Origin of the sequence: Chelativorans petroleitrophicus (assembly GCF_025398195.1) — a bacterium.
In the GTDB taxonomy this organism is placed as follows: Bacteria; Pseudomonadota; Alphaproteobacteria; order Rhizobiales; family Rhizobiaceae; genus Chelativorans; species Chelativorans petroleitrophicus.
The window spans coordinates 1-8,580 of the sequence record NZ_JAODNV010000039.1 but is presented as its reverse complement, the minus strand read 5'-3'; the positions used below and the strand labels follow the sequence as shown (position 1 = coordinate 8,580).

At 72.0% G+C, this 8,580-nt stretch carries 8 protein-coding genes and 1 pseudogene; 5 read left to right on the top strand and 4 right to left on the bottom strand.

The genetic code is table 11. The annotated features are described in order from the left end of the window. Positions 1-39: 39 nt before the first annotated feature. Both istA and NYR54_RS18860 read right to left on the bottom strand, forming a co-directional pair. Positions 40-1,020, bottom strand: a complete 981-nt coding sequence (gene istA, locus NYR54_RS18865; protein WP_423738648.1) for an IS21 family transposase — start codon at positions 1,018-1,020, stop codon at positions 40-42. A 118-nt stretch (positions 1,021-1,138) separates the two neighbouring features. Then, positions 1,139-1,489 (bottom strand): annotated as a pseudogene (locus NYR54_RS18860) (alcohol dehydrogenase catalytic domain-containing protein); the annotation flags it as partial. A gap of 184 nt (positions 1,490-1,673) precedes the next feature. On the opposite strand from NYR54_RS18860, the gene NYR54_RS18855 reads away from it, so the two are divergent. The 4 genes from NYR54_RS18855 (at position 1,674) to tadA (ending at position 5,362) form a co-directional block, all read left to right on the top strand. Next, positions 1,674-2,219, top strand: a complete 546-nt coding sequence (locus tag NYR54_RS18855; RefSeq protein ID WP_261517245.1) for a dihydrofolate reductase family protein — start codon at positions 1,674-1,676, stop codon at positions 2,217-2,219. A gap of 118 nt (positions 2,220-2,337) precedes the next feature. Beyond that, entirely contained in the window at positions 2,338-3,324 is a 987-nt protein-coding gene (locus NYR54_RS18850) for an aldo/keto reductase (RefSeq protein ID WP_261517244.1), read from the top strand. Between the two features lie 205 nt (positions 3,325-3,529). Next, positions 3,530-4,207, top strand: a complete 678-nt coding sequence (locus tag NYR54_RS18845; protein WP_261517243.1) for a type 1 glutamine amidotransferase domain-containing protein — start codon at positions 3,530-3,532, stop codon at positions 4,205-4,207. Positions 4,208-4,333: 126 nt separating this feature from the next. Further along, positions 4,334-5,362, top strand: a complete 1,029-nt coding sequence (gene tadA, locus NYR54_RS19320) for a tRNA adenosine(34) deaminase TadA (protein WP_341484327.1) — start codon at positions 4,334-4,336, stop codon at positions 5,360-5,362. 8 nt (positions 5,363-5,370) lie between these two features. Here the strand turns inward: tadA and NYR54_RS18830 are convergent, their stop codons facing one another. Further along, positions 5,371-5,826 (bottom strand): DUF2721 domain-containing protein, encoded by a 456-nt coding sequence (locus NYR54_RS18830; RefSeq protein WP_162123919.1) that lies wholly within the window; start codon positions 5,824-5,826, stop codon positions 5,371-5,373. Between the two features lie 78 nt (positions 5,827-5,904). Here NYR54_RS18830 and orn point away from each other — a divergent pair, with 78 nt between their 5' ends. Then, entirely contained in the window at positions 5,905-6,468 is a 564-nt protein-coding gene (orn, locus tag NYR54_RS18825; RefSeq protein WP_261517242.1) for an oligoribonuclease, read from the top strand. A gap of 126 nt (positions 6,469-6,594) precedes the next feature. Here the strand turns inward: orn and NYR54_RS18820 are convergent, their stop codons facing one another. Then, positions 6,595-8,382, bottom strand: a complete 1,788-nt coding sequence (locus NYR54_RS18820) for an autotransporter outer membrane beta-barrel domain-containing protein (protein ID WP_261517246.1) — start codon at positions 8,380-8,382, stop codon at positions 6,595-6,597. Between the last annotated feature and the right edge of the window lie 198 nt (positions 8,383-8,580).

Sequence of the window (8,580 nt, the reverse complement as noted above, 5' to 3'; positions counted from 1 at the left end):
ACTACGCTATGCTCGAAGAGCCGGCCATGGCAGCGTGACTCAAACCAAAATGCCTCCGGCAATCCCGGCGCGGTTCATCGCGTGCGAGATCGCAGGAGCGTCCTGCGTCGCACGGATCGGCAGCGCCGAGAAGTGAGCTTGATCCTCTGACAATCGCGCGCAGGGCTGAACACCCGTTGTCGCATGTGTACGCGTGTTGGCGACTTCGTTGAGCCATCGCAGCACTTCGCGATTAGCGGTCTGCACATCGAGCTTCAATCCGGCCGCACGCAATGTCGCGTTCAGCGGCACCAAGAAGCTGCGCTTCAAGTAGCCGTTGAAGCGCTCGACCTTGCCCTTCGTGCGAGCCCGATATGGCTTACACACCCGCAGCTGAAAGCCATACTCGTGAGCCACCTCGAGCATACCGGCATGCCAGCGATGCAGCTCTGGCCCGTAGGCATCGCGCTTGAGGATCACCGTCTTGGTGTTGTCGAACAGCACTTGGCGCGGCACACCGCCGAAGTACTCGAAGGCCGCGATGAGCCCATCGCGCCAGTCCTCGAACCGCTCCGAGTCCGTGAACCGAACGAAGGTCGCTCGGCTGTAGCCGAGCGTGGCGACGAATGCGAGCAAGCGATCGCGCCCGCGACGGATCGTCGTGAAGTCCGCTTGCATCTGCAGGCCCGGCTCGGTCTCAAACCGTACGACCGGATCGGCACGAACCGCCTTGAATGGGCGGATATATGCCTTGAGCTGGCTGATCCCGCCGGTGTAGCCCGCCGCTTGGATCTCGCGCAGCAAGACCGTCGCCGGAATCCAGTCTGGACGCGCCTGCTCGATGCGATCGAGCACATAGGGCTTGAAGGGATCGAGCTTGCAGGGCCTCGCTTCGCGCGGCCCGTACTGCACCTTCACCGCACCACGCAGGTACTTGCGCACTGTGTTACGCGACAACCCGGTCTCTCGCATGATCTGCCGAATCGAGCGCCCTTGTCGTTCTAAAACCTTGATCTCCACCGCTTGCTCCTGGGTCAACATCTCGACGGCTCAAAAAAAGCCGCCATCCTCGCCCAGGGGGGTCAAAATTACTTCGGCGAGGGTGGGTCAGTTTTACTTCGGCGCTGACATCTCCCTGGATCGTGCAGCCTTTGTAGCGGTGGCCGCAAAGCGCCATGCCGCACCAGCGCCACTCGCGCCTTGGTCCGATCGTAAAACCAAAGCACGCATTCCGGATGCTCGCATTGCTTGAAGAGGGTTGGCCTTCGGCCAGCCGCCTTGCCACTGCGTCGGCGACCGGGCCGGTGGCCTCCACCACGCCCACGATCTCGTGCCCGGGCACCCGCGGCAGGGCCGGGTGGGGCAGTTCGCCGTCCACCACGTGCAGGTCGGTGCGGCACACCGCGCAGGCCAGCACGCGCAGCCGCACCTGTCCCGGGCCGGGCGCGGGCAGCGGCCGTGTCTCCCACACCAGCGACTGACCCGGCCGGTGCAGGACCATCGCGTGCATCATTCCATCTGGCGGCATGCGTGCTTCCCCGGCGCAGGGCGCGGCCCCGTGCCGGCGCCATGACTGCCTCCACATCCTAGCGGCTTGCCGGGCGGTGTGGCCCGCGGGCGGCGCGGTCACCGTGTCGACCGCCCGGCCGTTGGATCGTCCTGCCGGGGGAGTGAGCTCCGACGGAGTCCGCGCCATGCCCCGCATCATCTGCTCGATCAACGCCACGCTCTCCGGCACCTGCCACCACGGGGACGTGGTCGCCGACGCCGAACACCACCGCTATGCCGCCGCGCTGGCGCGCTCGGCCGCGGCGCTGCTGCTGGGCCGGGCCACGTACGAGCTGTTCGCCGCCGTCTGGCCACGGGCGCTGCACCGTCGCGACCTGCCGGCGGAGGTGCTGGAGCTGGCCCGGGTGCTGGATGCAAAACCCCGGATCGTCGTGTCCGGCCGCGAACCGGCCACGGCCTGGCCCGGCACCACCCGGGTCGCCGGCCTGGAGGCGCTGCGCGCCACGCTGGCCGGCATCGGCGGGAGCGTGGTCCTGTTCGGCAGCCCCGGACTGGCCGCTTCGCTGGCCGCGGCGGGAATGCTCGACGAGGTGCACATCCTCCTGCAGCCGCTGTTTGCCACGCGCGGCCCGCGGCTGCCGCCCCTGTGGGCGGGCCACGCCTTCCGCACTGTGTCGGCGGAGCGTTTCGGCTCCGGCGTGGTGCTGCTCCGCTGCCGGCCCGCGGGCTGAGGCGGGCCGCGGGCCGCAGGCTTGGGGGGCGCCGGCCCGGTGCTGCATCATGGCCCGGCGGCAGGCCCCGCCGGTGTCCGCCGGCGCCCGCGCGTCTGCCTTCCCCCGAGAGGTTCCCATGCAAAAGAGAGTGTTCGGACGTACCGGCCGCCAGGTCGGCGAGATCGGCTTTGGCGCCTGGGCCATCGGCGGCGCCTGGGGCCGGACCGACGATGCCGAGTCCATGGCGGCCCTGCACGCCGCGCTGGACGCGGGCCTGGACTTCATCGACACCGCCGACGTGTACGGCGACGGCCATTCCGAGCGGCTGATCGCCCGCGTGCTGAAGGAGCGCGGCGGCCCGCGCCCGTTCGTGGCCACCAAGGCCGGCCACCGCCTGCCGAAGCAGGTGGTGGAGGGGTACACCGCACAGAACCTGTCGGCCTGGATCGAGCGCAGCCTGCGCAACCTGGAGGCCGACACGCTGGACCTGGTGCAGCTGCACTGCCCGCCGACCGACGCCTACTACCACCCGGAGATCTTCGAGGCGATGGAGCGCCTGGTCGAGCAGGGCAAGATCCGCCACTACGGCGTCAGCGTCGAGCGGGTGGAGGAGGCCCTCAAGGCCATCGAGTACCCGGGCGTGGCCAGCGTGCAGATCATCTTCAACATGTTCCGGCAGCGCCCGGCGGAGCTGTTCTTCCGGCAGGCGCAGCGCCGCAACGTGGCGGTGATCGTGCGCGTGCCGCTGGCCAGCGGCCTGCTGACCGGCAAGTTCGGCCCGGACACCACCTTCGCCGAGGACGACCACCGCCGCTTCAACCGCCACGGCGAAGCCTTCGACGTGGGCGAGACCTTCGCCGGCGTGCCCTACGAGGTGGGCCTGGTCGCGGTGGAGAAGCTGCGCCCGCTGGTGCCGGAAGGCGCCACCCTGGCGCAGCTGGCGCTGCGCTGGATCCTGATGCACGAGGCGGTGACGGTGGTGATCCCGGGTGCGCGCAACCGCCAGCAGGCGCTGGCCAACATCGCCGCGGCCGGGCTGCCGGCGCTGCCGCCGCAGACCATGGAGGCGGTGGCCCGCATCTACGAGCAGGACATCAAGCCCTGGGTGCACCAGCGCTGGTGATCCGGGCGGGCGGGGCGCCCCCGGCATCCGGCGCGCGCCTGTGAATGCGCTTCAGGAATGGCGCGCAACAATTTGAATTTCCGAGTGTTTATTATCTGGCGCACGGTGGCGGCGGGCGGATGCCCGCCACGCCGCCATGCGGCAAGCTGATGGCACGCGGGCCGGCCACGGCCCGCCTTCCTTCCCCGACAGGAGAGTGCACGGCATGAAGATCCTCATGGTGCTGACTTCCCACGACCGCCTGGGCGAGACCGGCGAGAAGACCGGCTTCTGGCTGGAGGAGCTGGCCGCGCCGTACTGGCGCTTCCGTGACGCCGGGGCGGAGATCGTGCTGGCCTCGCCCAGGGGCGGCCAGCCGCCGCTGGACCCGCGCAGCGGCGCGCCGGAGGCGCAGACGGAGGACACCCGCCGGTTCCAGGCCGACGCCCGGGCCATGGCCGCGCTGGCCGCCACCCGGCCCCTGGCCGAGGTGTCCATGGACGACTTCGACGCGCTGTTCTACCCGGGCGGCCACGGCCCGCTGTGGGACCTGGCCGAGGACGCGCGCTCGGTGGCGCTGATCGAGCGCGCCGAGGCCACCGGCAAGCCCATCGGCGCGGTCTGCCACGGTCCGGCCGTACTGCGCCGCGCGCGCCGGCCGGACGGTGCGCCGCTGGTGCAGGGCCGCCAGGTCACCGCCTTCAGCGACAGCGAGGAGGCGGCCGTGGGCCTGACCGCGGTGGTGCCGTTCTCGGTGGAGGCCATGCTGCGCGGAAACGGCGGCCGGTACTCGAAGGCGGCCGACTTCCAGCCCTACGTGGTCACCGACGGCCGCCTGGTCACCGGCCAGAACCTGGCCTCGTCCGCGCCCGCCGCGGAGGCACTGCTGGCCCTGCTGCGCTGAAACCCCGGCCGGCGCCGTCCTCCGGTGGCGCCCGTTTTTCGGCTACCCTTTGCCGCCCCCGGTCCGGCCCGCGCCGCGCGCACCGTCCGGCTCCCGGCGCACGCGCCGCCTTCCTCCGCCCGTTCCATGCAGACCGAAGAACCTTCCCTGCGCATCGCCCCCGCCGGACGGGGCGACCGCGACGCCTTGGCCGCACTGCTGGTGGAGACCGTGGCCCACAACGGCTCGGTCGGCTTCATGCATCCTCTGCCGCTGGAGGAGGCGCGCGTCTTCTGGGACGGGGCGCTGGAGGCGGCCGAGCGCGGCGAGCGCGTGGTCCTGTGCGCCTGGCGCGGCGGCCAGCTGCTCGGCACCGGCTCGCTGGCCCTGGTGCAGGCGCCCAGCCAGCCGCACCGCGCCGAGCTGACCAAGGTGATGACCGCCACCGCCGCGCGCGGACTGGGCGTGGGCGCGGCGCTGGTGCGCGCCCTGGAGCAGGTCGCGCGCGAGCGCGGGCGCCGGCTGATCACCCTGGATGCCTCGCTGGTGGAGGGGGCCAGCGGCTTCTACCGCAGGCTGGGCTACCACGTGGCCGGCGACATCCCCGAGTACGCCTACAAGCCGCTGGGCGGGCTGGGCGCCACCCGGGTGTTCTGGAAGCTGTTGGACGCGCGCGAGCCGCCCGCCGCCGCCGCGGCCGACCCGGCCACGGACGAGCGCTTCATGCGCCACGCCCTGGCCCTGGCCGAACGCGCCGAGCAGGAGTACGACGAGGTGCCGGTGGGCGCGGTGCTGGTGTCGCCGGACGGGGAGGTCGTCGGTGAGGGCTGGAACCGCAACATCCGCGACCACGACCCCAGCGCCCACGCCGAGATCGTGGCCATGCGCCAGGGCGGGGCCCGGCTGGGCAACCACCGCCTGGTCGGCTGCACCCTGTACGTGACCCTGGAGCCCTGCGCCATGTGCGCCATGGCCATGGTCCACGCACGTATCGCCCGCGTGGTGTACGCCGCCACCGACCCCAAGACCGGCGCGGCCGGCAGCGTGTTCGACCTGCTGGCCGACCCGCGCCACAACCATCGCGTGGCGGTGACCGGCGGGGTGCTGGCGGCCGAGGCCGGCACGCGCCTGACCAACTACTTCCGGCGCAAGCGCGGCAAGCCGCCACTGACCTGACCGCGGCCTCAGCCGCGGCGCGCCCGCGGCCGGTGGTCCATCTCCTCCTGGATCGCGGTGACCGCGAGGGTGGATTCGCGGGCGAGCAGCAGGCTGGCCGAGAACATGCACAGCACGCCGCCGCTGGCCAGCCACACCGGCACGACGCCGAGGCGGTGCCCGGTGAAGGCGTCCAAGGCGATGGCCAGGCTGGTGGCGACGAAGAAGGTGATGGCCCCGTACAGCAGCTGGCCGGCGCGCAGGATGATGGTGCTGCGCCGGCGCTGCAGCGCCACCCGCTTCTCGTAGAGGGCGCGCTGGTCCGGGTCGTCCAGCTCGGCCAGCTCGCGCAGCAGGGTGCGGGTGCGGTCGATGATGCGCGCCAGCCGGTTGTTGGCCGACAGCAGCAGCGAGGCGGTGGCGGTCAGGAAGAACGCTGGCGCCAGCATCGCGGTGAGCACGGCGTGGTCGGTGGACGGACTCATCGGCTCCGGTACGCGCGGGGGGCTGCGCTATCATGCCAGCCCACGCGCGGCAGACAAGCGCACACCGGAACACTCGCAATGGGCCAAAACGCAGCACAGGACCGTCTGATCTGGATCGACCTGGAGATGACGGGGCTGGACACGGACCGCGACTCCATCCTGGAGATCGCCACCGTGGTGACCGACGCCAACCTGGAAGTGCTGGCCGAAGGCCCGTCGCTGGCCATCGCCCATCCGCTGGCCACCCTGGAGGCGATGGACGAGTGGAACCGCAACCAGCACCGCCGCTCCGGCCTGTGGCGGCGGGTGCTGGAGGAGGGCGTGTCGATGGCCGAGGCCGAGGCGCGGACCATCGCCTTCCTGCGCGAGTGGGTCGAGGCTGGGCAGTCGCCCATGTGCGGCAACTCGATCTGCCAGGACCGCCGCTTCCTGCACCGGCTGATGCCGCGCCTGGAGCAGTACTTCCACTACCGCAACCTGGACGTGAGCACGATCAAGGAACTGGCCCGGCGCTGGGCGCCGCAGGTGCTGGCCGGCGTGCAGAAGCAGGGCGCGCACACCGCCCTGGCCGACGTCCACGACTCCATCGCCGAGCTACGCCACTACCGCCGGCACATGGCGGCGATGGCGCTGCAGGGCTGACCCACCACGTTCGTCCATCGCCGGGCGGGCCGGACGGTCGGCCCGCCGCCCGATGCGGCGACGATCGCGCGGGCGTGCGCGTCGTCGCGGTGGTCGAGGACCAGGATCGACCTGGTCCACGCGGCCCTAGAACGTCGCCTGCCACTGCAGCTGCGCGCCCCACGCGCGGCTGCCGTCGCCGGCCTGGCCGGCCATGCCCAGGGCAAGACGGCTGCGCGGGCCGGTGGCCAGCCCCAGGTCCAGGGCGTAGACCAGGCTGTTGCGGGCCATGGCCGGGGCGTACACCGTGAACGCATCGCCGGCATCGAACGCGACCGTGGCCCATGGCGTGAGGTCGCCCCAGGCGTGGCGCCAGCCCAGGCGGGCCTGCAGCCGGCTTCCATCGCCAAGCCGGCGGTCGGCCAGCACCCCCAGCGTGGCGCTGCCCAGGTCGTGGCGTCCCCCGGCCACCGACAGCGCGGCGCTGCCGCCGGACTCCCGGGCCGGGTCGCTGTCGAGGCGGACCTGGCGGATGCCCAGCCAGGGGGCCACGCCGCGGGCAGGCTCGGCCAGACTGGCTTCCAGGAACAGCACATCGGCCTCGGCGTCGGACGACGACGCCAGCGTTTCGTCGATCTCGGCGAGCGCCACCCGGCGGTCCAGTTCCAGCGTGTACCTGCCGCGGGCAACGCCGCCGGCGAGCTGCACCGGCCCGAGCGTCGCGGCCGCGTGGAGCGCCAGGTGGCGGCTGTCGATGCGGTTCCGGGAGCTCCGGTCGCTGACCTGCTGGTTGGTGCGGCGCTTGCCGGCGGCCAGGCCGATCCGGCCCGGGCCGACCTCGACGTCCGCGCCCACCGCCAGTCCGTGGGCGTTGCCCTGCCAGCGGGCCCCGTTGCCGTCGCTGCCGGTTCGGGCCTGGCCACCGCCGGCATCCAGCCAGAGCGTGGTGGCCGGGGTCAGTTCGCCCGTCGCGGCCGCGCCCGCGTGGCGCCGCGTGACCGCGTCCGCCAGCCAGCCGGCATCGTCCAGCAGGAGCGCGCGGGCCGAGGCATGCGCTTCGCCCGAGAGCGCGTCGAAGCCGGCGCGGATCAGCGCGGCGTCGTCTGGCATCTGCGCGATCGCGTCATGGACCGCATGGCCGGCCTCGAGACCGATGCTCTCGATGCCGGCCGCGGTGGCCTTCTGGTTGCGGGTCAATGCCACCGAGGCGAAGTCGCGGTCGTTGCGCACGAGCGTCAGGTCCACCGTGCCGGCCTGGTGGTCGTAGGCCAGTTCCGGGGCCAGGAAGGCGAAGTCGGAACTCACCTCGTCGAAGGTCCCCTGCAGCGATCCCGCCGAGAGGATGCGATAGGTCGAGCGGAGGCGGTACCCGTCATTGGCCCCGATGTGGACCACGCTGCCGCCCTGGAGCGAGGCGGTTCCGGTCACCTCGACCAGGTCGCTGCCGGTGCCCGCCGGATCGACCTCGACCTCGTAGCGCGCACCGGCCTGGAAGACCAGGTCGCCATCGATCCGCAGGGTACCGATCGAATTGCCCGGGGCGAGGGTGGCGCCCGCCTTCACCGTAGTGTCGCCGACCGTGCCGGTGCCGCCGAGCGTGGCGCCGTCCTCCACCGAGACGCGGCCGCCAAGCATGCCGTCGACCCGCAGCGTGCCGGCGGACACCGTGGTCGTGCCGGTGAAGCCGGAGCTGTCGCCAGCCAGGGTCAGGCCGCCTTCGCCTTCCTTGACGATGTCGCCTGCACCGGAGAGGGCAGCGGCGAGCGACGCCGTCGTGTGCTGGTCGAAGCGCAGGGAAGCGCCGTCGTCCACCCGGATGTCGCCATCGCCGAAGCCGGCGGCATGGCCGACCAGTGCCCCGGCCTCGACCCGGGTGCCTCCCCGGTAGCGGTTCGTGCCGGTGAGCACCAGCGTGCCGGCGCCGTCCTTGACCAGGACGCCGTCGCCGCCGATGGATCCGGACAGGGTCAGGGTGGCGTCGCGGGCGGTTGCGATGCGGCCGTCCGACTCCAGCGTCAGCGCGCGGCCACTGTCGAAGCTCTCTGCGGCGTGGAGCGTGATCGGCCCCCACGGACGGGTCCAATTTGATTGTTAGTGCAATGATGGTCGTGGCGCCAGCGCGGGCGGCATCGC

Excerpts from the sequence above, each read along its gene's own strand:
- istA (WP_423738648.1), bottom strand. The coding sequence starts at position 1,020 with ATGTTGACCCAGGAGCAAGCGGTGGAGATCAAGGTTTTAGAACGACAA.
- NYR54_RS18855 (WP_261517245.1), top strand. The coding sequence starts at position 1,674 with ATGCCCCGCATCATCTGCTCGATCAACGCCACGCTCTCCGGCACCTGC.
- NYR54_RS18850 (WP_261517244.1), top strand. The coding sequence starts at position 2,338 with ATGCAAAAGAGAGTGTTCGGACGTACCGGCCGCCAGGTCGGCGAGATC.
- NYR54_RS18845 (WP_261517243.1), top strand. The coding sequence starts at position 3,530 with ATGAAGATCCTCATGGTGCTGACTTCCCACGACCGCCTGGGCGAGACC.
- tadA (WP_341484327.1), top strand. The coding sequence starts at position 4,334 with ATGCAGACCGAAGAACCTTCCCTGCGCATCGCCCCCGCCGGACGGGGC.
- NYR54_RS18830 (WP_162123919.1), bottom strand. The coding sequence starts at position 5,826 with ATGAGTCCGTCCACCGACCACGCCGTGCTCACCGCGATGCTGGCGCCA.
- orn (WP_261517242.1), top strand. The coding sequence starts at position 5,905 with ATGGGCCAAAACGCAGCACAGGACCGTCTGATCTGGATCGACCTGGAG.